The organism is Sphingomonas mesophila, from assembly GCF_003499275.1.
Taxonomy (GTDB): Bacteria; Pseudomonadota; Alphaproteobacteria; order Sphingomonadales; family Sphingomonadaceae; genus Sphingomicrobium; species Sphingomicrobium mesophilum.
Window position 1 is genome coordinate 653,607 of the sequence record NZ_QWDF01000001.1, and the last position, 22,175, is coordinate 675,781.

Genomic DNA, 22,175 nt, shown 5'->3' on the forward strand with positions numbered 1-22,175 from the left:
GCGGCGTAAGGCGGTGGCGTGCCCGGGACGGGCGCGCTTTCCTCCCTGCGGCCGTCGGGCCGCGACTGGGGCCGCTTCGGCGGCCCCTTCTTTTTCGGCGATCGAGGCCCTAGACGCGCGCCGATGCCCGATACGACGCGCAAGCAAGCGGTGGTGTTGCTCTCCGGCGGCCTCGATTCGATGGTCTGCGCCGGCCTTGCGCGCGAGGCCGGGTTCGACGTCGTCGCGCTTACCATCGACTATAACCAGCGCCACCGGATCGAGCTGGCGGCGGCGGAGCGGATCGCGCAGGCGGTGGGCGCGGTGCGGCACATCGTCCTGCCGCTCGACCTCAGCCGGTTCGGCGGATCGGCGCTGACCGGCGACGGAGACGTTCCCAAGCACGGCGTCGACGGGACCATTCCGGCGACCTACGTCCCGGCACGCAACACCATTTTCTTGTCGATCTGCCTCGGCCTGGCCGAAGCGACCGGCGCGCGCGACCTCTATATCGGGGTGAATGCGCTCGACTATTCGGGCTATCCCGACTGCCGGCCGGAGTTCGTCGCGGCGTTCGAGAATCTCGCCAACATCGCCACCCGCGCCGGGGTCGAAGGCGAGCCGTTCACGCTCCACACGCCGCTGCTGGCGATGAGCAAGGCCGACATCGCGCGCGAGGCGGACCGGCTCGGACTCGACGCCGGGATGAGCTGGTCGTGCTACGACCCCGGTGCCGACGGGCGGCCGTGCGGCCAGTGCGATTCGTGCCGCTTACGCGCGCGGGGCTTCGCCGAGGCCGGCCTGGTCGATCCGGCGGCGGCATGAGCTACGCGGTCAAGGAGCTGTTCCTGACGCTTCAGGGCGAGGGCGTGCAGGCGGGGTCGCGGGCGGTGTTCCTGCGCTTCGCCGGCTGCAATCTGTGGAGCGGGCGCGAGGTCGACCGGGCCGCGGCGCAATGCACCTTCTGCGACACCGATTTCGTCGGCACCGACGGGCCGGGCGGGGGCAAGTTCAGCGATTCCGACGCGCTTGCGGCCGCGGTCGAAGCGGCGTGGGGCGCGGGACGCGACGAGCGGCTGGTGGTGGTCACCGGCGGCGAGCCGATGCTGCAGCTCGACCCGGCGCTGATCGATTCGCTGCACGCGCGCGGCTTCCGGGTGGCGGCGGAGAGCAACGGCACGCTCCCCGCCGTGGCCGGGCTCGACTGGCTATGCGTCAGCCCCAAGGCGGGGACCGAAGTGGTCCAGCGTGCGGGCGACGAGTTGAAGCTGGTGTGGCCGCAGCCGGGGATCGACCCGGCCGAGCTCGAACGCTGGGATTTCGCCCACTTCCTGGTCCAGCCGATGGATTGCGCCAATCGCGCCGGGGCGATGGCGGCGGCGGTGGCGCTGGCGATGGAACGGCCGCGCTGGCGGCTGACGCTCCAGGCGCACAAGATCGCCGGGCTCGCCTAGCCGGTCGTCGCTTCGCTGTTGGCCGCTTCCGGCTCGGCGGGCTGGGCCGGCTCGCTGGCGGGCTGAGCTCGCGGAGCTGCGGGGCGCGGACGGCGCGGGGCGGTGCGATTGCCGGTCGAAGCCTCGCCATCCTCCTCGACGTCGGCGGCGATGTTGGCGATGTCGATGTCGGCCGCCATGTTGGCGTCGGCGCCGCTGGCGGCGTCGATCGCGGTGAGATCGTTCGAATCGAGATTGTCGGCGGCGAGCTGCTCGTCGGCCTGGCGCACGTCCTGCGCCGCGGGCTTCTTGTCGCAGCCGGCGGCGGCGAGCGCGGCGAGCGCGATGATCAAAATGGGCTGGCGCATCCGGTGGCAATTCCTCGGCACGAAAAAGGGGCTGCCGGGATGGTTACCGGCAGCCCCTTCAAAAGCCAACGCCCGCGCGAGGTGCGTGGGCAGCGACATTACATCGCGTTGTTGGTCGCCGTCGCATTGGCGTCGACAGTCGCATTGGCGTCGACGGTCGTGTTGGTGTCGGCGTTCATGGTCATGTTCGCGTCCATGTTGACGTCCGCGTTCATGGTGTCGTCGGTCATGACGTTCTCGGTGGTCATGGTGTCTTCGACGTTCATGGTGTTGTTCTCGGCTTCGTTGTTGGTGCAAGCCGAAAGGGTCAGAACCGCAGCGGCGGTCAGGATCAGAGCGCGCATATTGTAACTCCCATTTGTTTTCGTTGATCAAAAAAATCAGGGCCCCCGCGAGGAGAACCCTGTACGCAAAAAGCCGGCGCCCTCCCGAAGGAGAGCGCCGAGCAGATTACATGCCGTTGGCGAGATTCGTGTCGGCGCTGTTGGTCGCGAGATCGGTCGCGACAGCGTTGACCGAGCCATTAGCGTCGGTGACGACGTTGGCGCCGGTCGCGTTCATCGCGTTGGCGTCCATCATCATGTTGTCGGTGCCGAGGTTCTCGGTCGCCAGCGCCTCGTTGACGGCGGCATTTTCTTCAGCGTCGCCGGCATTGTTACAAGCCGAGAGCGCCAGGGCCGCACCAGCGACCAGGATAAGAGCACGCATTCAAAACTCCCTTGATAATTTACGATCTGGAGCAGGGTTGGCCCCCTCGCAAATCGCGCGCACAATAGTCGGAAGGGAGGGCGGCCTCAAGGCACTTTGTCGGGGGCAGCCAGGCGGCCCAGGAAAACCGCCAAATTCCGCCCCAGAGCGGCATCGAGATCGGCCATATCGTGGCGATTTTCGAGCGCCTCGAGGCTGGTCACGCCAAATTCCGAAATGCCGCACGGGACGATACCGCCGAAATGGTCGAGCGCCGGGGCGACGTTGATCGAAAAGCCGTGGAGCGTGACCCAGCGGCGCACGCGCACGCCGATCGCGCCGATCTTGGCCTCGTCCGGGCCGGCGCCGGTCCAGATGCCGATGCGGCCGGGCGCGCGGCGGGCGGCGACGCCGAGCTCGGCCAGCGAATCGATCATCCAGCCCTCGAGTGCGTGGACGAAGCGGCGGATGTCGCGGCCGCGCCGGTCGAGATCGAGGAGGACGTAGCCGACCCGCTGGCCGGGGCCGTGATAGGTGTAGCGCCCGCCGCGGCCGGCGGCATGGACCGGGAAGCCGAGCGGGTTGAAGAGCTCGGCCGGGTTGGCGCTGGTGCCGGCGGTGAACAACGGCGGGTGCTCGAGCAGCCAGACGAGCTCGGGCGCGCCCTCGTCGCGAATGGCGGCGGCGCGGCGCTCCATCTCCGCCAGCGCGGCCGCGTAATCGGTGAGGCCGGGGGTGACCCGCCATTCGAGGCCGTCGGGGGGCGTCATCGCGGCCTGCCTTGGCGCGGTGCGGCGGGCGATTGCAAGGGCGCGCCGCTGCCAGCATAAGCGCGGGGAGTAGAGGGAAGGGGCCCGCCGCATATGTCCGTATCGATCAGCCGAGCCTGGGACGAGACCCGCGACTTCCTGGTGCGCGAGCGGCGGCTGGTGGCGCCGGTGGCGCTGACCTTCGTGCTGCTGCCGACGGTGGCGTTCCGGCTGTTCACTCCGCCGATGGGGAGCGCCGAGGCGGCGCAAAGCCCGGCGCTGCTGCTGCTCTACGTGGTGCTGTTCGTCGAGCTGATCGGCGGAATGGCGCTGATCATGCTCGCCAGCGGTGCGCGCGGGCCGCTCGGACAGACGCTTGGAGCTGCGTTCAAGCGGGCGCTGGTGGCGGTGGCGAGCTTCATCCTGTTCGGGCTGCTGCTGCTGCCGCTGATGCTGGTGTTTGCGCTGCTCGCGCTGGGCGGCGGTGAGGTGCCGACCAACCCGGCGATGATCTCGCCGAAGTTCGCCCTGGCGGTGATGAGCGCGGTGGTGGTGGCGATGCTGATCTTCTTCCGCGTGTCGCTGTTCCTGCCCGCAGCGGCGCTCGAGAAAGTCGGGCCGTGGGGCGCGCTGAAGCGGGGCTGGCAGCTCGGCAAGGGCATCGGGCTCAAGCTCACCGCGATGTTCATGGCGCTGTTCCTGGTGTCGCTGGTGGTCAGCCTGGTGGTGCAATGGGTGTTCGGCGCGATCGCGCAGCTCGGGCTGGGCGGCGATTCGGGGCTGACCGCGGGAAGCCTGCTGGTGGCGGTCGCGGTCGGGCTGGTGGCGTCGGTGTTCCTGTCGATCCAGGCGGTGATGTCGGCGCGGATCTATGCCCAGGCGGCGGGCGGCGGCGCCGGGCCGGCGAGCGTGCCCGAGGTCGAGCGCAAGGACTGATCAGCGCCAGCGCGCGAGCGGCGGCAGGCTCATCAATATGGCGTCGATGTTGCCGCCGGTCTTGAGCCCGAACAAAGTGCCGCGGTCGTAGAGCAGGTTGAACTCGACGTAGCGGCCGCGGAACTCGAACAACGCGTCCATGTCAGCTTGCGTGAACGGCGCGTCCATGCGGCGGCGGACGATCTTCGGGAAGATGTCGAGGAACGCCTCGCCGACGTCGCGGGTGAAGGCGAAATGGGCGTCAAAATGGTCCTCGAGCCGGTCGTAGAAGATGCCGCCGACGCCGCGCGACCGGCCGCGGTGGGGAAGCCAGAAATAGTCCTCAGCCCATTTTGAGAAGCGCGGGTAAAAAGTCGGGTCGTGGGCCGCGCAGGCGGCGCGCAGGCGGGCGTGGAAGTCGGCGGTGTCCTCGTCGTTGGGGAGCGCCGGGTTGAGGTCGGCGCCGCCGCCGAACCAGCGCCGGGTGGTGGTCAGGAAACGGGTGTTCATGTGCACCGCTGGGACGTGCGGGTTGGCCATGTGCGCGACGAGGCTGATGCCGGTGGCGAAGAAGCTGGGGTCGTCCTCGGCGCCGGGGATCGAGGCGGCGAATTCGGGCGAGAAGCGGCCGCCGACGGTGGAGACGTTGACTCCGACCTTTTCGAACACGCGGCCGTTCATCTGGCCGCGCACGCCGCCGCCGCCGGGCGAGCCATCCTCTTCCGTGCGGTCCCACGGGAGATATTCGAACGCGGCGTCGCTTCCGGCCTCGCGCTCGATCGCCTCGAACTCGGCGCAGATGCGGGTGCGCAGCGCCTCGAACCAGTCGCGGGCGGCCTGTTGCTGGTCGTCGAGCGGTTTCATTCGGGCAATAATCCTGTCTGTCGCAAGGCTTCCCCGGCCGCGAGGGTCGCGGCGGTGGCCAGGTTGAACGAGCGCACCTCGGGCCGCTGCGCAAGGCGCAGGCGGGCCTCGGCGGCGAAGGCGACGTGGCCCGGGACCCCGCCGCTTTCCTTGCCGAACATCAAAATATCGTCGGGCCGGAAGGAAAAATCGTGGACCCGGGCGGAGCCGCGGGTGGTAAACAGCAGCAGCCGGCCCGGAGTAGCGGCGCGAAAGGCGGCGAAATCGGCGTGGCGGCGGATCTCGACATGGTCGATATAGTCCATCGCCGTGCGCCGGACTCGGCGGTCGTCCCAGGCGAAGCCGAGGGGCTCGATCAGGTCGACGGCAAGCCCGAGGCAGGCCCCAAGGCGCAGGACCGCGCCGACATTGCCGGCGATCTCCGGTTCGAACAGGGCAATGCGCATGCGTGAGCGCGGCTTAGGAACAAGCGCCGCGAGCCGCAAGGCAGCTACCGAAAAGCGGCAATTTCGCCATTTGCAACTGCCGGTCGAGGCGCTATCAGCGCGCCATCTCGCGGCGGCCTCTTAGGTTCGCTGCGTAGCTGTCGTAAGCCGCGTCCTGCCGGGCGCCGGTGGTAAGCAACAGGTCAAAAGGGTGAGCATGGCCACGCTGGAACAAACGCACGCCGCGACGGAGCCGGGCGACGGGGTCCGCCGCCGCGACTTCATCAACATCGCCGCGGTCAGCTTTGCCGGAGTCGGCGGCGCCGCGATGATCGCTCCCCTGGTCTATCAGATGAACCCGTCGGCCGACGTGCTGGCGCTGGCCTCGACCGAAGTCGACATCTCCAAGATCGCGCCCGGCCAGGCGATCAAGACGGTGTGGCGCAAGCAGCCGGTGTTCGTGCGCAATCTGACGCCCAAGGAGATCGCCGAGGCCAATGCGGTCAAGACCAGCGACCTGCGCGACCCGCAGACGCTGGCCGAGCGGACCAAGCCGGGCAAGCAGAACTGGCTGATCACGCTGGGCGTGTGCACCCATTTGGGCTGCGTTCCGTTGGGCGTCGCCGAGGGCGAGAACCGCGGCGAATATGGCGGATACTTCTGCCCCTGCCACGGGTCGCACTACGACACCGCGGCGCGGATCCGCAAAGGCCCGGCACCGACCAACCTCGTGATTCCGGAATATCAGTTCACGTCCGACACCGTCGTGACGATCGGTTAAAGGGAAACAGGACATGAGCTTTTCCTGGGCCAGGCCCTATGAGCCGAAGACCGCGCTGGGCAAATGGTTCGACCAGCGCCTGCCGCTCCCGCGGCTGGTCTATGGGGCGATCGGCGGCGGCTATCCGGTGCCGCGCAACCTCAATTACTTCTGGAACTTCGGGGTTCTCGCCGGCCTGTTCCTGATGATCCAGATCGTCACCGGGATCGTGCTGGCGATGCATTATTATGCCTCGGCCGACGGCGCGTTCAATTCGGTCGAGCACATCATGCGCAACGTCAACGCCGGTTGGCTGATGCGCTATGCCCACGCCAACGGCGCGAGCTTCTTCTTCATCGTCACCTACATCCACATCTTCCGCGGGCTCTATTATGGCTCGTACAAGGCGCCGCGCGAGCTGGTGTGGATGCTCGGGCTGGTAATCTACCTCTTGATGATGGCGACCGCCTTCATGGGCTACGTCCTGCCGTGGGGGCAGATGAGCTATTGGGGCGCGCAGGTCATCACCGGCTTCTTCTCGGCCTTCCCGATCATCGGCGAGCCGCTGCGCATCTGGCTCTTGGGCGGCTTCGCGCCGGACCAGGCGGCGCTGACCCGCTTCTTCTCGCTCCATTATCTGCTGCCGTTCGTGATCGCCGCAGTGACGATCCTGCATATCTGGGCGCTGCACATTCCGGGGTCGAGCAACCCGACCGGAGTCGACGTCAAGAGCGAGAAGGACACGCTTCCGTTCCACCCGTTCTACACCGCCAAGGACGGCTGGTTCGCGGGGCTGGTGCTTGCGCTCTATGCACTGGTGCTGTTCTTCATGCCCAACGCGCTCGGCCACCCGGACAATTACATCCCGGCGAACGCGCTTTCGACCCCGGCGCACATCGTTCCCGAATGGTACTTCCTGCCGTTCTACGCGATCCTCAAGGCGTTCACCGTCGACTTCATCTTCGACGCCAAGCTGTGGGGCGTGCTGGCGATGTTCGGCTCGATCCTGCTCTTGTTCCTGCTGCCGTGGCTCGACCCGTCGCCGGTCCGCTCGGGATCGTACCGGCCGACCTTCAAGCGCTTCTTCTGGATCCTAGTGCTCGACGTACTGATCCTCGGCTGGGCCGGCGGCCAGGTCGCGACCCCGATGATCGTGGCCATCAGCCAGATCGCGACGGCCTATTATTTCGCGCACTTCCTGATCATCCTGCCGATCATCAGCAAGCGCGAGCGGACCATTCCGTTGCCGAACTCGATCTCGGAAAGCGTGCTCCACGGCGAGAAGCAGGAATCGGCGCCCCTCGGCCAGACGGCTCCGGCGAACTAAGGGATAGACGCAACCATGATTCGTTGGATCGCCCGCTTTATCGGCTTCGGCTTCGTTGCCATCCTGCTGCTGAGCTTCGTCACCGACCTGCGCACCTCGCTGAAGGAGCCGGCCGAGGAGACCGCCGAGCACAAGTTCCACCGCGAGCCCAAGGCGCTCAAGCTGTCGACCGACGGCCCGCTCGGCCATTTCGACAAGGCCCAGCTGCAGCGCGGCCTCAAGGTCTACACCGAGGTGTGCGCGGCGTGCCACGGGATCAATCTGGTGGCGTTCCGCAACCTCGCCGACCTCGGCTACACCGAGGGCCAGATCAAGAGCTTCATGACCGACCAGTGGAAGATCGAGGTGCCCTCGATCAACCCGGACACCGGCGAGGCGGCGACCCGCAAGCCGGTCGCGTCGGACCGCTTCCCCAAGCCCTATCCGAACGAGATCGCGGCGCGGGCGGCGAACAACAATGCCTATCCGCCCGACCTGTCGTTGATCGCCAAGTCGCGCGAGGGCGGCGCGGCCTATCTCTATTCGCTGCTCACCGGCTATCAGCAGCCGTCGGCGGAATTGCTCAAGGAATTCCCCGACGCGGCGCCGGGCAAGGGGCTCTACCACAACCCCTATTTCGCCAACCTCAACATCGCCATGCCGCCGCCGTTCACGGCCGACGGGCAGGTGACCTATGAGGGCGAAGGGCAGCCGCCGGCGACCATCGACCAGATGGCCAAGGACGTCAGCGCGTTCCTGCTGTGGACCGCCGAGCCCAAGCTCGAGGCGCGCAAGCGGACCGGCATCACGGTGCTGATCTTCCTCCTGATCGCGACCATCCTGGGCTATCTGGCGTACCAGAACGTGTGGGCCGAGGCGAAGCGCGCGGTGCGCCGCACCGGGCCGCTCGACCCCGCCAACCAGGCCAAGAGCAAGAGCGCCAAGCGCGACGCGGGGATTGCCGGGTAACAGAGGGGTCGCGGGAGCGGTACCGCTTCCCGACCGGTCCTCTCGCCGCTGGATTGCCCTTCGACAAGCTCAGGACAGGCTTCGTCGCGCCGCTCCTCGCAATGACGAGGTGCGGCCTAGGCGGGGCGGCGCTGCATCATCACGATCGAGGTGTAGCGCATGACCGGCTCGCCGTGCTGGTTGGCGACCAAAGTCTCGGTGCGGATGGTGCCGATATGGGGTTTGGAGCGCGACGGGGTCTTGTCGGTGACCGTTCCGGTGACCGTCAGCCGGTCGCCGGGATAGACCGGCTTCAGCCAGCGCAATTCGTCGATCCCGGGTGAGCCGAGGCCGGCCTGGCGGGTGGCGACGACGTGGCGGGCGATGACCGCCATGGTCATCGCGCAGGTATGCCAGCCGCTTGCCGACAGGCGCCCGAAATAGGTCTTGGCGGCCTCTTCGTCGCTGAGGTGGAACGGCTGGGGATCGTATTTGCGCGCGAACTCGAGCACTTCCTCGCGAGTCACGTCATAGTGGCCGAACACGGTCTCGCCGCCGAGCGGGATGTCGTCGAAATAGATGTGCGGCTCGCTCATGAGCGCCACTCCTTCGCGGTGTCGCCGAGCGCGGCGACGAGGGGCTTCAGGTGCGCCTCGAACGGGCGCCAGGCGTCGATGCCCTTGCGGTTGATCGGCTCGCGCACTTGGCCGGCGCTGATCGTCTGGACCGGGCGCTCGGTGCTGTGGAAGTCGAGGCAAGCGGGGTCGAAGTCGAGGCCGAGGAAGTCGGTCAGGCGGCGGGTCTCGGCTTCGATGTCGGCGACCAGATCCTCGTAGATCACGCGGTGGACGAAGCCGGGGAGGGCGGCGTCGAAGTGGCGCATCAGGCGCACGTAATCGGCGTAGTAGCGCGCCATGGTGTCGAGCGCATTGCTGTGGTCGAGGCCGCGGGCGTAGAGCTGCTTCCAGTTGGAAAAGCAGCAGTCGAGCGGGTTGCGACGGACGTCGATGACGCGCGCGCCCGGCAGGATCATGCGGATGAGCGCGACGTGCATCCAATTGTTGGGCATCTTGTCGGTGAAGCGCGGGCGGTCGGTGCGGCGGTGGATGGCGCTGGTGGCGAGATATTCGGCGCCGAGGCTTGCGCGGTCGGCCGGATCGAGCCCGGCGATGGCCTGGTCGAGCTGGTCGCCGCCGCGGCGGTCGATCGCCTCGACGATGAAGCGCAGGTCGTTGAGCTCGGCGGTGCCTTCGATCGCCGGGTGGGAGGCGAGGATCTGCTCGACCAGGGTCGAGCCCGAGCGCTGCATGCCGACGATGAAGATCGGGTCGGGGCGCGGATCGCCGCCGTCGGGGAGCGCAGCGAAGAAAGCGCGGGTGAAGGTGGCGCTGCAGTGCTCGACCCATTCGCTGATCGGGGCCGGGTCATAGGCCGCGATGGACGCGCGCAGGGCGTTGCCGGCGGCATAATAAGCGAAGGCGAGGTCGGGCTCGCCGCGGTCCTCGTGCGCCTTGCCGAGGGCGAAGTTGAGCCGGATCTGGTTTTCGACCGGGGCGCCCGGGATGTCGAGCGAGGCGCGCATGGTGGCGAGGTCGGCCTCGGTGAAGCGGGTCGACTTGAGACCGGCGAGGCTCCACCACGACGTTCCCTCGGCGGGGAATTCGGCGACCACCGCGCGATAGGCGGCGCCGGCTTCCTCCTGGCGGCCGAGCGTGCGCAGCGCGTGGCCGATGCGCAGATTGTAGTGCAGCGGCTGGGCGCTGGCCGCGGCGATGTCGCGCAACATGGCGAGCTGCTCGTCGACCCGGCCGAGCTCGCCGAGGCATTCGGCGGCGAGCGCGCGCGCATGTTCGCTCGAGCGGGCGGCCTCGGGGAGCAGGGCGAGGGCGTCGAGCGCGGCCTGGAAGCGCTTGGTCCGCAACAGGTGGTCGGCGAGCGCGAAGCGGGCGTTGGGCTCGGCCGGAGCGAGCTCGACGGCGCGGCCGAGCAGGCGGTCGGCGAGATCATATTGGCGGCCCTTGCTGGCCTGCGCGCCGAACAGCATCAGCGCGAGGACGTCGTCGCCGTCCGCCTCGACCAGCTCGGCAAGGATTCGATTGGCCTCGAGCGTTTGGCCGCGGCCAAGCGCCTCGATCGCGGCGCGATGGCGCGGGGAGCGGGCGGCGGCGGCGACCGAGCGGGCCTCGGCCTCGGCGGCTTCGCCAGTGCGGTCCTGGGCGCGCAGGGCCTGACCGAGGCGAAGCAAGGCGCGGGGGTCGTCGGGCCGGGCCGCGAGCTCGGCGCGGGCGTTGCGCTCGACTTCGGCGGGATCGCTCGTCACACGTTGAACTTGAAGTGGAGGACGTCGCCGTCCTTGACCACATAGTCCTTGCCCTCCTGGCGAAGCTTGCCGGCGTCGCGCGCTCCGGCTTCGCCATTGAGGGCGATATAGTCGTCGAACGCGATGGTCTCGGCGCGGATGAAGCCGCGTTCGAAATCGCTGTGGATGACGCCCGCCGCCTGGGGCGCCTTGCTGCCCTTCTCGACCGTCCAGGCGCGCGCCTCCTTGGGGCCGACGGTGAAGAAGGTGATGAGGTGGAGGAGGTCGTAGCCGGCGCGAATGACGCGGGCGAGGCCGGCTTCGGCAAGGCCCATCTCGTCGAGGAACATGGCGCGCTCGTCCTCGGGCATGGCGACCAGCTCGCTCTCGATGGCGGCGGAAACGATGACCGCCTGGGCGCCCTCGGCCTCGGCTCGGGCGAACACCGCGGCGCTATGAGCGTTGCCGTTCGCCGCATCCTCCTCGTTGACGTTGCAGACGTAAAGCACCGGCTTGGCGGTGAGCAGCTGGGCCTGAGCGAAGACGCGCACTTCCTCCTCGTCCCGGGGAACGGTGAGGCGCGCCGGCTTGCCCTCGCGCAGCAGTTCGAGCGACTGGCCGAGGACGCTGGCCGCGATCTTCGATACCTTGTCGCCCTGCTGACCGCGCTTGACGAGGTTGGGGACGCGCTTCTCGAGGCTGTCGAGGTCGGCCAGCAGCAATTCCGTCTCGACCGTCTCGGCATCGGCGATCGGGTCGACCTTGTTCTCGACATGCTGGATGTCGTCGTTCTCGAAGCAGCGGAGGACGTGGACGATGGCGTCGACCTCGCGGATGTTGCCGAGGAACTGGTTGCCGAGCCCCTCGCCCTGTGACGCGCCGCGGACCAGCCCGGCGATGTCGACGAACGCCAATTGGGTGGGAATGATCTTGGCCGACTTGGCGATCGCCGCGAGCTGGTCGAGCCGCGGATCGGGGACCGCGACCTGGCCGACGTTGGGCTCGATCGTGCAGAACGGATAATTGGCGGCCTGCGCCGCCTGGGTCTCGGTCAGCGCATTGAACAGGGTCGACTTGCCGACATTGGGCAGGCCGACGATTCCACATTGAAAGCCCATGGGTGAACGAACGATCCGTCTGGCGGGGAGGGAAGGCGCCTCTTAGCCGCGCTCCGGCGGTGGCGCCAGTGCGCGGCCGGGCCGCGAAAAAAAACGAGCCGGATCGGCGCCACATCGGAGCAAAATGCAACAGCTTGCTAACCGTATTGATTTAAAAGCAGGCCATGGAACGGGGTCGCTGGCCGGTGCTGCTGCGCACCGGCGCAATCTATTTCGCGCTTGCGGTACTGGCGATCGAACTGACCCGGTTCGGCGGGGGCGTCGCCCTGCTGTGGTTCGCCAACGCCTATCTCACCGCCGAACTGCTGCTTGCGCCGCGCAAGAGCTGGCCGCGCCTGATCGCCGCCGCGGCGATCGGCAGCGTCCTCGCGACGGGATTTTTCGGCTTGGGGTGGGAGCGCGCGCCGGTGCTGGTCGCGGCCAATCTGGTCGAGGCGTTTGTCGCCGCCTATCTGCTGCGCAAGCAGTCGCGCCAGTCGCCGCTCGAATCGCTTGCCTGGCTGGGCCATCTGATCGTCGCCTCGGCGCTCGCCGCGCCGCTGGTCAGCGCGATCATCGTCGCCGCCGTGCCGATGGGCCTGCCGACCCCGCCGCTGACCACCTTCGTCCAGTTCTTCACCGGCCATGCGCTGAGCGCGCTGACCTTTACGCCCTTGTTCCTGATGCTGCTGCGCGGGGAGCTCCAGCAATGCTTCGCCGAGCTCAAGGAGCGCCGGGTGGAGGCGATCGGCCTGTCGGCGGCGACGACGGCCATCACCATCTATTGTTTCACGCAGGACTGGGCGCCGCTGCTGTTCGTGCCGGTGCTGCCGATCATCCTCATCACCTTCCGCCTGGGCCGCGGTGCGGCCGTGGCGTCGATCCTGATGCTGACCATCGTCGGCGGGGCGAGCACGCTGGCAGGCGTGGGCCCGATCCACTTCTTCGAGGCGACCGCGGGCGCCAAGGCGCAATTCTTCCAATTCTTCCTGGCGACGATGGTGCTGACGGTGTGGCCGGTCGCCGCCGACCTGCGCAACCGCGCGCGGCTGTTCCGCGAACTTCGGTTCAGCGAGGAACGCTACCGCATGCTGGCCGACCACAGCGGCGACATCATGATGCACATCGACCTCGACGGGCGGGTGCGCTTCGTGTCGCCGTCGATCCGCCAATTGGGCGGATACGAGCCGGACGAGATGATCGGCCGGATGGCGACCGATTTCGTTGCCGAAAGCGACGTCGAGCATGTCGCCGCGGCGCATGACGAGACCATCGCCGCGCACGGCGAGACCCACCGCTTCGAATATCGCGGCGCGATGCGCGACGGCAGCGAGCGCTGGTTCGAGACGCTGAGCCGCGCCGTGCTCGACCAGCAGGGTGAGCCCGACGCGGTGCTGAGCGTGATCCGCGACGTCAGCGAGCGCAAGCGCGCCGAGCAGAACCTCACCGCCGCGGCAATGACCGATTCGCTGACCGGATTGCCCAACCGCCGCGCGTTCCGCGCCGCCGCACTGAAGGCGCTCGGCAGCAATCGTCCGGTGCTGGGATGCCTGGCGGTCATCGACCTCGACCATTTCAAGCGGATCAACGACCTCCACGGCCACGACGGCGGCGATGCCGTGCTGCGCCAGTTCGCGGCGCGGGCGCTGGTCTGCCTGCGCGAGGGCGACATGGTGGCGCGGATCGGCGGGGAGGAATTCGGACTTCTGCTGCCGGCGGCGACGATCGACGATGCGGCCCGGATCTGCGAGCGGCTGCGCCAGAGCGTCGCGGCGATGGTCGTGCCGTCGCCGACCGGCGGCATAAGGGTGACGGTGAGCGGCGGCGTGGCCGATCTCGGCAGCGACGGGCTCGACGCGGCGCTCAAGCGTGCCGACCTCGCGCTCTATGAAGCCAAGGGCGGCGGCCGCGACCAATTGTGCCTGGCGGCGTGACGGCTCCTGGAGCTTGGGTCGCGGCTCTGAGTTTGCGCCCGGACGTCAGGCGAAGTTGAAGCTGACGCCGAGCCGCTCGCCGCGTGCCCGGCCGGGGCGGACCTCGTGCCGCAGCCAGCTTTCCCACAGCAACAAGAGGCCGGGCTCGGGCGTGATGTCGACGAATTGGCGCAGCTCCTCGGGGGCGTCGGGCGCGCGCTGGGGAGCGGCCATCATCATCGGCAGGCGCGGATCCTCGAAGCGGATCGGGCCGCTTCCGGGCGGGGTCTCGACGTAGAGCGTGCCGCTGAGGATCGAATGGGGGTGGATGTGCGCCGAATGATGGCCATCCCCTTTGATGAGATTGACCCACAGGCTGTCGAGGCGCGGGCGGACGCTCCACGCCAGCGAGCGGGCGAATTCGGCTGCATGGCGGGTGAGCAGTCGCTTCAGTTCGGCAAAGGCCGGGTCGCGGCGGTCGAGATCGTCGAGCGAGGCGTAGCTGGTGTAACCCTTGTAGCCATGATCGCGGCTCCAGCGCCGGCCGGCGCTTTCGTCGGCGGCGAGGGTGCGGATCGAGTGGGCCAGGGCGCCGAGCAGGGCGGGATCGGCCAGCCGGGCCTCGAACAGCGGGGTGACGAACAGCTGTTTCACGGCTGCTGCTGGCGGAGCGCGACGTCGTTCATGAAGCGGACTTCGTCGCCGGTGGCGAGGGAGGGAGCCTCGGCGGCGATCGCGCCGAGCAGATCGGCGAGGGCGTCCATCTCGCTCTTGGCGTAATTGCCGAGCACGTAATTGGTCACCAGCGCTTTGTTGCCGGGATGGCCGATGCCGATCCGGACGCGGCGGAATTCGGAGCCGAGCGCGGCGTTGATCGAGCGCAGGCCATTATGGCCGGCAAGCCCGCCGCCGGTGCGCACCTTGACCTTCATCGGCGCGAGATCGAGCTCGTCATGGAACACGGTGAGGGCGTCGACCTCGAGCTTGTGGAAGCGCAGCGCCTGCTGCACCGCGTCGCCGCTGTCGTTCATGTAGGTCTGCGGCTTGACCAGCAGGATGCGCTGGCCGGCGATGCGGCCGTCGGCGATCAGGCTGCGGAATTTCTTCGTCCAGGGGCTGAAGCCGTGAAGCTCGGCGACGAGATCGGCGGCCATGAAGCCGACATTGTGCCGGTGCAGCGCATATTGTGCGCCGGGATTGCCGAGGCCGACCCAGATTTGCATGGCGCGTGGCTAGCAGCAGGCCAAGCAAACAGAAACCGCTCGCCCTGAGCCTGTCGAAGGGCTATCCTGCATTTTCACGAGGAAAAGCAGTCCTTCGACAAGCTCAGGACGAACGGGTTCTTGAGCTGGAAGCTTAGGCCTCTTCGCCGCCTTCGCTTTCGGCGCTGTCGCCGTCGCCAGCTTCGGCTTCATCGCCGACGGTCGGCACGTCGCCGGCCTCGGTCGCCGCGGCTTCGTCGTCCTCGGACTTCATCGCCGACGGAGCGACGAGGGTGGCGACGGTGAAGTCGCGATCGTCGATCGCCGCCTTGGCGCCCTTGGGCAGGGTAACTTGGCTGATGTGGATCGAATCGCCGATGTCGAGCCCGCTGAGGTCGATGTGCAGCTCGTCGGGGATTTCCGACGCGTCGCAGACCAGTTCGATCTCGTGCTGGACGACGTTGAGCACGCCGCCGCGCTTGAGGCCGGGCGAAGCTTCTTCATTGTCGAAACGCACCGGGATCGCGACGGTGACCTTGCTGTGCTCGCCGATGCGCAGGAAATCGACGTGAATCGGGCGGCTGGTGACCGGGTGGAAATCGACCGCCTTCGGAAGGGTGCGGTTGGCCTTGCCGCCGATGTCGACCATCACCACCGAGTTCATGAAGTGCCCGGTGTGAAGCATCTTGGTCAGCAGCTTCTCCTCGACGTGGACCGAGAGAGGCTCTTTCTTGTCGCCGTAGATCACGGCAGGCACCCGGCCGTCGCGGCGCAGTGCACGGGAGGCTCCCTTGCCAGCCCGGTCGCGCGTTTCGGCGGGCAGCGTCAGCTGTTCGCTCATGTTGCGTATTCCTTCTTGAGTGAGGCCCCCCACGCCTCCAGGGATGACCATGGGCGGGCTGCGCGCGCCTATAGGGGAGGCGCGCGCTCAAGGCAAGGAAGCGGCGCCTAGCTGATCCGGACGGCGCGAAAGCCCTGTTCGCTGAGCCGCTGCTGGAGGCTGTCGCGGCCGGTGAGGTGCCCGGTGCCGACGGCGACGAATACCACTCCGGGCTGTTCCATGCGCCGCGCGACCCAGTTCGCCCAGCGCGCATTGCGGTCGGCGAACAGGCGGCGATAGGTCTCGGGCGATTGGCGTTCCATCTCGCCGAGCAAGGCTGCGAAGCGGGCCGGGTCGCCGCGCTTCCACGCCGCCTGCATGTCGGTGATCGGCGGCGGCGGGGCGTGACGGGCGGCGCCGGCGGTGGGCAAGGCGGCGAACATCGCGAGCTGGAAGTCGAAGCTCTCGAGCCCGCCGACCGACTTGCCGGCCGATGTCGCGGCGCGGCGCAGGACCGCGTCGGCGCCATGTTCGACGCTGATCCCCGACGCGCGGCCGGCCTCAAGCGCGGCGCCGGTCTCAGCGACGGCCGGCGAAGCGGACGAGCTGACCACTGGAGACCCGGGGGTCGCGGGGGCGATCAGCGCGTGGCGGCTGAGCGAGTCGAGCAATTCGGCGGGGTCGCTTGGGACGACGGTTTCGAGCACCAGCTGCTCGCTATGGTCGAAGGCGGCGCGGACGATGTCGCTGAACCAGCCGGTGTCGCGGTCGAGCGCGTGGAAGGTGCCGAACAGGAAGATGGTGGTGTCGCGATCGCTGATCGCCCACATCGCCGGGCCGGCGGGCCGCTCAGAAGGAGCGGGCGAGGCGAGGGCCGGGACGATCAGCGCCGCGGCCGCGGCCATTCCGGCGCCGAGAAGGTGAAGGCGGGCCCGTCGTGGCCGCCGGTGACGTCGCGTTCCAAGCATCCCATCCCCCCCGGGTTGATGCCGTGCCAGACTGTTGGCCGATTATCGCTTCGTCAAGGTAACCAAAGAGTTAATCGTTCACCGATGCGACGAACGGAGTCCGCCGCATCGGTGAGGTTCGTCGTTTCGTTTAGCTGGCGGGAACGCGCTTGGCGGCGATGCCCTTGTCCTTGAGGTAGCGCTGGACGCTGTCGGGACCGGCGAGGTGGCCGGCGCCGACCGCCATGAACACCGTGCCGGGCTTGTCGAGGCGCGCGTCGACCCACTGCGCCCAAGCCTTGTTGCGGTCGCTGATCAGCAATTTGTAGAGCGCCGGGCTTTCGGTGTTGGTCTCGTTGAGCAGCTTGGCCACGCCGTCGGCGTCACCCTTGCCCCACGAACTCATCATGCGGTCGAGGATTTCCTTGCCCTTGGCCGATTCTTCGAGGGTCTTTTCGAGCAGGCGCACCTGCTCCTTCTCCTCGAGCGCGCCGAGCATCGCCATCTGCTGCTCCATCGTCTCGACTTCGCCGATCGTCAGCTTGCGCTCCTTGGCGGCCTTGGTGAGGACCTTCTCGGCGCCCAGCTCAGGGTTGATCCCGAGCTTCTGCATGTCGAGCACGGTCAGGGTCATCGCCGCGAAGAACGGGCGGAAGGTGTCGAGCGCGGCCGGCGGCATGCCCATTTCCTTGAGCTTGGCCGCGAACATCGCCTGGTGCTTGGGCGAAAGCTTGGAGGTCAGCGACTTGCCGCTGGTGTCGATGGCATATTTCTGGAGCAGCGGCGCGACCGCGGCGGGATCCTCGGGGGTGATGATTTCCATCACCAGCTCCGACGAGCGGTCGAACGCGGTCTTGACCTCGTCGTTGAACCAGTCGCCCTTGCCGTCGAGCGCATGGACCGTGCCGAACAGATAAATGGTGGTGTCGGCGTCCTTCACCACCCACATCGCCGGATCGAGATCGGGCCTCGCCTGGGCGAGGGCGGGTTGCGACAGGCCGAGCGCGAGGGCGGCGGCGAGCAAGCGGGACTTGATGGTCATGGTCATGGCTCCGTTGGACAGGGTCTGGAATGAATGGCGAGTGACTATTCGGCTCATCGCGCACGCCACTTGCGATAGCCGTAGACCGCCAGCCCGAAGGCCAGCGAGACGAAGAAGATCAGCCAGTGATCGGGCTCGCCGGTGATTCCGGCCTGGCCAAGCACCCACCACGAGGGGAAAAGGACCGCATAGGCATAGTAGCTGGCGGTCGAGCCCCACAAATTGTCGGCCAAATCGACCTCGTCGATCGCCCGGATGAATGCCCAGCAGCTGTAGGTGAAGGCGGCGATCGCGGCAGCGAGGAGGGACAGCACGGCCCAGTCGGGCAGCATGCCCGCCGCCTCGCCGAGTGGAACGTCGTTGTGCGCTCCAGCGAAACCGAAGGCGAAGCCGAGCACCATGCCGATCCCGAGCAGGATCCCGACGATCCGCCAGTAACGGCGACGGCGCTCCCTCTCGAGGCGCTCGCCCTCACCCACGGTCGGCGGCTCGATCATCGAAAATCTCCTCGATCGGCAGTTCAAACAGGCGCGCCAGCCGGAAGGCGAGGGGCAGCGAAGGATCGTGCTTGCCGGTCTCGATCGCGTTGACCGCCTGGCGCGACACGCCGATGCGGCCGCCGAGCTCGGCCTGGCTCCAGCCGCGTTCGGCACGCAGGACCCGCAAGCGATTGTCCATCGTCACAGCAGGATGACGGCCGCGGGAAGCGCGGTGAAGATGGTCAAAAGGACCGCCGCAAGAACGAGAAAGCCGGTCCGCTCGACTTCGGCAAGGTCGCTGCTGCTCATCATGGCCCTCCACAGTTGGTAAGCTTGACCTGACAATATGTCACGATTCGCTGACTGTCAACACAAGCTGACATTTTGTCGCACCGGCCTGACTTTTCCGCGCTTGTCTTGCCGTTGGGCACCGCATCCGCCAAAGCGCGCGCCACGATGCTGAGCTTCCAGGACCTCATCCTCACGCTGCACCGCTATTGGGCGGACCGCGGCTGCGTCATTCTTCAGCCCTACGACCTCGAGATGGGGGCGGGGACGTTCCACCCGGCAACGGTGCTGCGCGCGCTCGGGCCCGATCCGTGGAAATGCGCCTATGTCCAGCCGTGCCGCCGGCCGACCGACGGCCGCTATGGCGAGAATCCCAACCGGCTCGGTCACTATTACCAATATCAGGTGATGCTGAAGCCGAGCCCGGTGGACCTGCAGGCGCTGTACCTCGGCAGCCTCGACGCGATCGGCATCGACCCATTGAAGCATGACATCCGCTTCGTCGAGGACGATTGGGAATCGCCGACGCTCGGCGCCTGGGGGCTGGGCTGGGAAGTGTGGTGCGACGGCATGGAGGTGACCCAGTTCACCTATTTCCAGCAGGTCGGCGGGTTCGACTGCAAGCCGGTCGCGGGCGAGCTCACCTACGGGCTCGAGCGGCTCGCGATGTACATCCAGGGCAAGGACAATGTGTTCGACCTGGCGTTCAACGATGACGGCGTGACCTACGGCGACGTGTTCCTCGACAATGAGCGGCAGATGTCGAAATGGCATTTCGAGGTGGCCGACACCGAGGCGCTGTTCGACCTGTTCAAGAAGGCCGCGGCGGAGAGCGAGAATTCGTTGCAGGCGGGCGTTCCGATCGCCGCCTACGAGCAGGCGATCAAGGCGAGCCATGTGTTCAATACGCTGCAGGCGCGCGGCGTGATCTCGGTCGCCGAGCGCCAGGCCTATATCGGCCGCGTGCGCGACCTCGCGAAGGGCGCTTGCGCGGCGTGGATGGATTCGAAGGGGTACGCCGCGTGAGCGATTTCCTGCTGGAATTGCTGAGCGAGGAAGTGCCGGCGCGGATGCAGGGGCGGGCGCGGGGCGACCTCGCGCGATTGCTTGCCGAGGGGCTGGCGGCGGCGGGGTTGAGCCACGAGGGGATCGCGACCTACTCGACCCCGCGGCGGCTGGCGGCGATCGTGCGCGGGCTGCCAACGGCGACTGAGGCAAGCGCCGAGGAGTTGAAGGGTCCGCGCACGTCGGCGCCGGAGCAGGCGCTCGAGGGCTTCTTGCGCAAGACCGGGCTCGGGCGCGACCAGCTCGAGGAGCGCGACGGCGTGTGGTTCGCGCGGATCGAGCGGCCGGGGCGGGCGACGGCGGAGGTGCTGGCGGAACTGGTGGCGGGGATCGTGCGCGATTTCCCGTGGCCGAAGTCGATGCGCTGGGGCGATGCGTCGGCCTCGAGCGCGTCGCTGCGCTGGGTGCGGCCGCTGCATTCGATCGTCGCGCTGCTCGGCGAGGAGATCGTGCCGGTCGCGATCGCCGGCGTGGCGTGCGGCGCGGCGACGCTCGGGCACCGTTTCCACCATCCCGGCCCGATCACCATCGGCGGGGCGCACGACTATGCCGAGAAATTGCGCGCCTGCCATGTCATCATCGACCAGGAGGAGCGCGAGGCGATCATCCGCGAGGGCGCTCGGCAGCTGGCCGAGGACGCGGGCTATGTGCTGGTCGCGGACGAGGGGCTGGTGGTCGAGAATGCGGGGCTCACCGAATGGCCGGTGCCGCTGCTCGGCTCGTTCGATTCCGACTTCCTCGACGTGCCCGAGGAGGTGATCCAGCTCACCGCACGGCTCAACCAGAAATATTTCGTGATGCGCGGCGGCGATGGGCGGCTGGCGCCATTCTTCGTGCTGGTCGCCAATGTCGATGCCGAGGGCAGCGGCGATTCGATCTGTGCCGGCAATTCGCGCGTGCTGGCCGCGCGGCTGAGCGATGCGCGCTTCTTCTGGCAGCAGGATATGAAGGTGCCGCTCGAGGAACAGGCTGCGAAGCTGGGCGCAATCGTGTTCCACGAGAAGCTCGGGACGGTGGCCGACAAGGTCGAGCGGGTCGCGAAGCTGGCGGAGTGGCTGGCGAGCGAGAAGATCGTGCCCGGCTGCGACCCGTCGCTAGCGCGTCGGGCGGCGCAATTATGCAAGGCCGACCTGGTGACCGGGATGGTCGGCGAGTTTCCCGAATTGCAGGGTGTGATCGGCGGCCATCTGGCGCGGGCGCAGGGCGAGCCCGATGCCATCGCCGGCGCGATCCGCGATCATTACAAGCCAGTCGGGCAGGGCGACGAGGTGCCGACCGCGCCGGTTACGGTGGCGGTGAGTTTGGCGGATAAGCTGGATTCGATTGCGAGCTTCTTCCTGATCGACGAGCGGCCGACCGGGTCGAAGGACCCGTTTGCGCTTCGACGTGCTGCTCTCGGCATCCTGCGCGTCGTAATAGACGGACAGCTGCGCCTTCCCGCGCTGACCTATCTCCAAATGGCGTCAGTGACGGCGCTAGACCAAATCCATCCGGTCGAGCTCGACCAGCGACTGTGCGACATCACCCGTAACGCTCTGAAGGAGCTGGACGAACTTGATCGAGAACTAGGCCTACCCAGCGATATCGTAGAGCCATTATCGGCGGACCTTGCAGAGCAGGCACGAAGTTATCTTGATCGGCCTGATGGCTCGGTCGATGCTCAAGAGCTCTTCGCGTTTCTGATCGACCGCCTCAAGGTTCAGCAGCGCGAGGCTGGGGTTCGGCACGACCTGATCGATGCGGTGTTTGCGCTCGGCGGGGAGGACGATCTGGTCCGCTTGCTGGCCCGGGTGACGGCGCTTCAGGCGTTCGTCGAGACCGGGGAGGGCGCGGATTTGCTGGCCGGGTACAAACGGGCCGCCAACATCCTGAAGAAGGAAGAGGGGACGTGGACCCCGGACCAAGCCCGGGGTGACGGGGATATGTTGCCTGAAGAGGCGGCGCTGGTGTCGGCGCTCGACGCGGCTGCTCCGACCGCCAAGGCAGCGGTCGAGGCGGAGGATTTCACCGGGGCGATGGCGGCGCTGGCGTCGCTGCGCGGGCCGATCGATGCGTTCTTCGAGAAGGTCACGGTGAACGCCGAGGATGCCGGCGTGCGCGCCAGGCGGCTTGGGTTGCTGCAGCGCTTCCGCGACGCGGTGCACACGGTTGCGGATTTCTCCAGGATCGAGGGGTAACGAGCGTAGCGACTAAATCCGGACTGGATTGCTTCGCTACGCTCGCAATGACGACCTAAATCTCCCTACGGTCGTCGACTCCGTCGCGGTCGCGGTCGACATGGGGATCGCGGGTGTCGCGGACTCCGTCGCGGTCGCGATCCTTGGCCGGGGCGCCCTTGGTGGCGGCCGAGCGCAGCGAGTCGCGCTCGCGCCATTCCTTTTCCTGGTTCTGCCAATGGTTCTCGCGCTCGCGGTGGGTGCGCTCGAGCTCCTCGCGGCGGTCGACCTCCGCCTTGTAGCGGTGCTTCCACTTGCGGCCGCCGCCCGAGAACAGGAAGCCGCCGACGAGCAGGCCGAGAATGAAGACGAGGGCGACGATCACCCATTGGTCGGAAGTGAAACCCATCATGACGCGCGTCCCTGCTGTTGG

26 protein-coding genes are annotated in these 22,175 nt (G+C 67.6%); 9 read left to right on the forward strand and 17 right to left on the reverse strand.

All coding sequences use genetic code 11. The features are described 5' to 3' along the window. The first annotated feature begins 123 nt into the window (after positions 1 to 123). Both queC and queE read left to right on the forward strand, forming a co-directional pair. Complete coding sequence (gene queC, locus D0Z60_RS03395; protein ID WP_118856952.1) at positions 124 to 804, forward strand: 7-cyano-7-deazaguanine synthase QueC; 681 nt, start codon at positions 124 to 126, stop codon at positions 802 to 804. Then, complete coding sequence (gene queE / locus D0Z60_RS03400; protein ID WP_118856953.1) at positions 801 to 1,433, forward strand: 7-carboxy-7-deazaguanine synthase; 633 nt, start codon at positions 801 to 803, stop codon at positions 1,431 to 1,433. The genes queC and queE overlap by 4 nt, the downstream gene beginning before the upstream one ends. Here the strand turns inward: queE and D0Z60_RS03405 are convergent. The 4 genes from D0Z60_RS03405 to lipB form a co-directional block, all read right to left on the reverse strand. Further along, on the reverse strand, positions 1,430 to 1,780 hold the full coding sequence (locus tag D0Z60_RS03405; RefSeq protein ID WP_118856954.1) for a hypothetical protein: 351 nt from the start codon (positions 1,778 to 1,780) through the stop codon (positions 1,430 to 1,432). The two genes, queE and D0Z60_RS03405, sit on opposite strands and share 4 nt — an antisense overlap. Positions 1,781 to 1,878: 98 nt before the next feature. Next, a complete protein-coding gene (locus D0Z60_RS03410; RefSeq protein ID WP_118856955.1) occupies positions 1,879 to 2,124 on the reverse strand; it encodes a hypothetical protein in 246 nt (81 codons plus the stop codon). 106 nt (positions 2,125 to 2,230) lie between these two features. Continuing rightward, positions 2,231 to 2,488 carry a hypothetical protein gene (locus D0Z60_RS03415; protein ID WP_118856956.1) on the reverse strand — a complete coding sequence of 86 codons (258 nt, stop codon included), beginning with the start codon at positions 2,486 to 2,488 and terminating at the stop codon, positions 2,231 to 2,233. An 86-nt stretch (positions 2,489 to 2,574) separates the two neighbouring features. Further along, a complete protein-coding gene (gene lipB / locus D0Z60_RS03420) occupies positions 2,575 to 3,237 on the reverse strand; it encodes a lipoyl(octanoyl) transferase LipB (RefSeq protein ID WP_118856957.1) in 663 nt (220 codons plus the stop codon). 93 nt (positions 3,238 to 3,330) lie between these two features. Here lipB and D0Z60_RS03425 point away from each other — a divergent pair, with 93 nt between their 5' ends. Further along, positions 3,331 to 4,152, forward strand: coding sequence for a DUF7847 domain-containing protein (locus tag D0Z60_RS03425; protein ID WP_118856958.1), 822 nt, complete (start codon positions 3,331 to 3,333; stop codon positions 4,150 to 4,152). Here D0Z60_RS03425 and hemF read toward each other — a convergent pair whose 3' ends face one another. Continuing rightward, positions 4,153 to 4,995 (reverse strand): oxygen-dependent coproporphyrinogen oxidase, encoded by an 843-nt coding sequence (gene hemF, locus D0Z60_RS03430; RefSeq protein WP_118856959.1) that lies wholly within the window; start codon positions 4,993 to 4,995, stop codon positions 4,153 to 4,155. It lies immediately after the preceding gene. Beyond that, a complete protein-coding gene (locus tag D0Z60_RS03435) occupies positions 4,992 to 5,441 on the reverse strand; it encodes a tRNA (cytidine(34)-2'-O)-methyltransferase (protein WP_118856960.1) in 450 nt (149 codons plus the stop codon). Before D0Z60_RS03435 ends, hemF begins: the two co-directional genes overlap by 4 nt. Positions 5,442 to 5,637: 196 nt before the next feature. Here D0Z60_RS03435 and petA point away from each other — a divergent pair, with 196 nt between their 5' ends. From petA to D0Z60_RS03450, 3 genes are read left to right on the forward strand one after another with little or no spacing between them, the layout of a single operon-like run. Further along, entirely contained in the window at positions 5,638 to 6,201 is a 564-nt protein-coding gene (gene petA / locus D0Z60_RS03440; protein ID WP_118856961.1) for a ubiquinol-cytochrome c reductase iron-sulfur subunit, read from the forward strand. Positions 6,202 to 6,214: 13 nt separating this feature from the next. Further along, on the forward strand, positions 6,215 to 7,507 hold the full coding sequence (locus D0Z60_RS03445) for a cytochrome b (protein WP_118856962.1): 1,293 nt from the start codon (positions 6,215 to 6,217) through the stop codon (positions 7,505 to 7,507). 15 nt (positions 7,508 to 7,522) lie between these two features. Beyond that, positions 7,523 to 8,455: a cytochrome c1 gene (locus tag D0Z60_RS03450; protein WP_118856963.1), complete on the forward strand. Its 933-nt coding sequence runs from the start codon at positions 7,523 to 7,525 to the stop codon at positions 8,453 to 8,455. A gap of 116 nt (positions 8,456 to 8,571) precedes the next feature. Here the strand turns inward: D0Z60_RS03450 and D0Z60_RS03455 are convergent, their stop codons facing one another. Genes D0Z60_RS03455 through ychF form a run of 3 tightly spaced genes read right to left on the reverse strand, consistent with a single transcriptional unit; the run spans position 8,572 to position 11,851 of the window. Beyond that, positions 8,572 to 9,030 (reverse strand): MaoC family dehydratase, encoded by a 459-nt coding sequence (locus D0Z60_RS03455; RefSeq protein ID WP_118858415.1) that lies wholly within the window; start codon positions 9,028 to 9,030, stop codon positions 8,572 to 8,574. Further along, complete coding sequence (locus D0Z60_RS03460) at positions 9,027 to 10,754, reverse strand: tetratricopeptide repeat-containing sulfotransferase family protein (protein ID WP_118856964.1); 1,728 nt, start codon at positions 10,752 to 10,754, stop codon at positions 9,027 to 9,029. Before D0Z60_RS03460 ends, D0Z60_RS03455 begins: the two co-directional genes overlap by 4 nt. Next, positions 10,751 to 11,851 (reverse strand): redox-regulated ATPase YchF, encoded by a 1,101-nt coding sequence (gene ychF / locus D0Z60_RS03465; RefSeq protein WP_118856965.1) that lies wholly within the window; start codon positions 11,849 to 11,851, stop codon positions 10,751 to 10,753. The genes D0Z60_RS03460 and ychF overlap by 4 nt, the downstream gene beginning before the upstream one ends. A 164-nt stretch (positions 11,852 to 12,015) precedes the next feature. Here ychF and D0Z60_RS03470 point away from each other — a divergent pair, with 164 nt between their 5' ends. After that, positions 12,016 to 13,764, forward strand: a complete 1,749-nt coding sequence (locus D0Z60_RS03470) for a GGDEF domain-containing protein (RefSeq protein WP_118856966.1) — start codon at positions 12,016 to 12,018, stop codon at positions 13,762 to 13,764. Positions 13,765 to 13,809: 45 nt separating this feature from the next. Here the strand turns inward: D0Z60_RS03470 and D0Z60_RS03475 are convergent, their stop codons facing one another. From D0Z60_RS03475 to D0Z60_RS03505, 7 genes are all read right to left on the reverse strand, one after another. Next, entirely contained in the window at positions 13,810 to 14,397 is a 588-nt protein-coding gene (locus D0Z60_RS03475; RefSeq protein WP_118856967.1) for a TIGR02466 family protein, read from the reverse strand. Beyond that, positions 14,394 to 14,966, reverse strand: coding sequence for an aminoacyl-tRNA hydrolase (pth, locus tag D0Z60_RS03480; protein ID WP_118856968.1), 573 nt, complete (start codon positions 14,964 to 14,966; stop codon positions 14,394 to 14,396). The genes D0Z60_RS03475 and pth overlap by 4 nt, the downstream gene beginning before the upstream one ends. Positions 14,967 to 15,099: 133 nt before the next feature. Then, entirely contained in the window at positions 15,100 to 15,786 is a 687-nt protein-coding gene (locus D0Z60_RS03485; protein ID WP_118856969.1) for a 50S ribosomal protein L25/general stress protein Ctc, read from the reverse strand. Positions 15,787 to 15,893: 107 nt separating this feature from the next. Then, complete coding sequence (locus D0Z60_RS03490) at positions 15,894 to 16,670, reverse strand: TraB/GumN family protein (RefSeq protein ID WP_162888058.1); 777 nt, start codon at positions 16,668 to 16,670, stop codon at positions 15,894 to 15,896. A gap of 193 nt (positions 16,671 to 16,863) precedes the next feature. After that, positions 16,864 to 17,754 carry a TraB/GumN family protein gene (locus tag D0Z60_RS03495; RefSeq protein ID WP_162888059.1) on the reverse strand — a complete coding sequence of 297 codons (891 nt, stop codon included), beginning with the start codon at positions 17,752 to 17,754 and terminating at the stop codon, positions 16,864 to 16,866. Positions 17,755 to 17,807: 53 nt separating this feature from the next. Beyond that, positions 17,808 to 18,251 carry a hypothetical protein gene (locus tag D0Z60_RS03500; protein WP_118856972.1) on the reverse strand — a complete coding sequence of 148 codons (444 nt, stop codon included), beginning with the start codon at positions 18,249 to 18,251 and terminating at the stop codon, positions 17,808 to 17,810. Further along, entirely contained in the window at positions 18,226 to 18,432 is a 207-nt protein-coding gene (locus D0Z60_RS03505; protein ID WP_118858416.1) for a helix-turn-helix transcriptional regulator, read from the reverse strand. The genes D0Z60_RS03500 and D0Z60_RS03505 overlap by 26 nt, the downstream gene beginning before the upstream one ends. A 257-nt stretch (positions 18,433 to 18,689) precedes the next feature. Here D0Z60_RS03505 and D0Z60_RS11825 point away from each other — a divergent pair, with 257 nt between their 5' ends. Next, the gene (locus tag D0Z60_RS11825; RefSeq protein ID WP_205421029.1) at positions 18,690 to 19,547 is read left to right on the forward strand and encodes a glycine--tRNA ligase subunit alpha; all 858 of its coding nucleotides are present in this window, start codon (positions 18,690 to 18,692) and stop codon (positions 19,545 to 19,547) included. Next, positions 19,544 to 21,763, forward strand: a complete 2,220-nt coding sequence (gene glyS / locus D0Z60_RS03510) for a glycine--tRNA ligase subunit beta (RefSeq protein ID WP_205421030.1) — start codon at positions 19,544 to 19,546, stop codon at positions 21,761 to 21,763. The genes D0Z60_RS11825 and glyS overlap by 4 nt, the downstream gene beginning before the upstream one ends. A 55-nt stretch (positions 21,764 to 21,818) precedes the next feature. On the opposite strand, the gene D0Z60_RS03515 is transcribed toward glyS, so the two are convergent. Then, positions 21,819 to 22,154: a hypothetical protein gene (locus D0Z60_RS03515; RefSeq protein ID WP_162888060.1), complete on the reverse strand. Its 336-nt coding sequence runs from the start codon at positions 22,152 to 22,154 to the stop codon at positions 21,819 to 21,821. Positions 22,155 to 22,175: the final 21 nt, after the last annotated feature.

Excerpts from the sequence above, each read along its gene's own strand:
- queC (WP_118856952.1), top strand. The coding sequence starts at position 124 with ATGCCCGATACGACGCGCAAGCAAGCGGTGGTGTTGCTCTCCGGCGGC.
- queE (WP_118856953.1), top strand. The coding sequence starts at position 801 with ATGAGCTACGCGGTCAAGGAGCTGTTCCTGACGCTTCAGGGCGAGGGC.
- D0Z60_RS03405 (WP_118856954.1), bottom strand. The coding sequence starts at position 1,780 with ATGCGCCAGCCCATTTTGATCATCGCGCTCGCCGCGCTCGCCGCCGCC.
- D0Z60_RS03410 (WP_118856955.1), bottom strand. The coding sequence starts at position 2,124 with ATGCGCGCTCTGATCCTGACCGCCGCTGCGGTTCTGACCCTTTCGGCT.
- D0Z60_RS03415 (WP_118856956.1), bottom strand. The coding sequence starts at position 2,488 with ATGCGTGCTCTTATCCTGGTCGCTGGTGCGGCCCTGGCGCTCTCGGCT.
- lipB (WP_118856957.1), bottom strand. The coding sequence starts at position 3,237 with ATGACGCCCCCCGACGGCCTCGAATGGCGGGTCACCCCCGGCCTCACC.
- D0Z60_RS03425 (WP_118856958.1), top strand. The coding sequence starts at position 3,331 with ATGTCCGTATCGATCAGCCGAGCCTGGGACGAGACCCGCGACTTCCTG.
- hemF (WP_118856959.1), bottom strand. The coding sequence starts at position 4,995 with ATGAAACCGCTCGACGACCAGCAACAGGCCGCCCGCGACTGGTTCGAG.
- D0Z60_RS03435 (WP_118856960.1), bottom strand. The coding sequence starts at position 5,441 with ATGCGCATTGCCCTGTTCGAACCGGAGATCGCCGGCAATGTCGGCGCG.
- petA (WP_118856961.1), top strand. The coding sequence starts at position 5,638 with ATGGCCACGCTGGAACAAACGCACGCCGCGACGGAGCCGGGCGACGGG.
- D0Z60_RS03445 (WP_118856962.1), top strand. The coding sequence starts at position 6,215 with ATGAGCTTTTCCTGGGCCAGGCCCTATGAGCCGAAGACCGCGCTGGGC.
- D0Z60_RS03450 (WP_118856963.1), top strand. The coding sequence starts at position 7,523 with ATGATTCGTTGGATCGCCCGCTTTATCGGCTTCGGCTTCGTTGCCATC.
- D0Z60_RS03455 (WP_118858415.1), bottom strand. The coding sequence starts at position 9,030 with ATGAGCGAGCCGCACATCTATTTCGACGACATCCCGCTCGGCGGCGAG.
- ychF (WP_118856965.1), bottom strand. The coding sequence starts at position 11,851 with ATGGGCTTTCAATGTGGAATCGTCGGCCTGCCCAATGTCGGCAAGTCG.
- D0Z60_RS03470 (WP_118856966.1), top strand. The coding sequence starts at position 12,016 with ATGGAACGGGGTCGCTGGCCGGTGCTGCTGCGCACCGGCGCAATCTAT.
- pth (WP_118856968.1), bottom strand. The coding sequence starts at position 14,966 with ATGCAAATCTGGGTCGGCCTCGGCAATCCCGGCGCACAATATGCGCTG.
- D0Z60_RS03485 (WP_118856969.1), bottom strand. The coding sequence starts at position 15,786 with ATGAGCGAACAGCTGACGCTGCCCGCCGAAACGCGCGACCGGGCTGGC.
- D0Z60_RS03490 (WP_162888058.1), bottom strand. The coding sequence starts at position 16,670 with ATGGCCGCGGCCGCGGCGCTGATCGTCCCGGCCCTCGCCTCGCCCGCT.
- D0Z60_RS03495 (WP_162888059.1), bottom strand. The coding sequence starts at position 17,754 with ATGACCATCAAGTCCCGCTTGCTCGCCGCCGCCCTCGCGCTCGGCCTG.
- D0Z60_RS03500 (WP_118856972.1), bottom strand. The coding sequence starts at position 18,251 with ATGATCGAGCCGCCGACCGTGGGTGAGGGCGAGCGCCTCGAGAGGGAG.
- D0Z60_RS03505 (WP_118858416.1), bottom strand. The coding sequence starts at position 18,432 with ATGGACAATCGCTTGCGGGTCCTGCGTGCCGAACGCGGCTGGAGCCAG.
- D0Z60_RS11825 (WP_205421029.1), top strand. The coding sequence starts at position 18,690 with ATGCTGAGCTTCCAGGACCTCATCCTCACGCTGCACCGCTATTGGGCG.
- D0Z60_RS03515 (WP_162888060.1), bottom strand. The coding sequence starts at position 22,154 with ATGATGGGTTTCACTTCCGACCAATGGGTGATCGTCGCCCTCGTCTTC.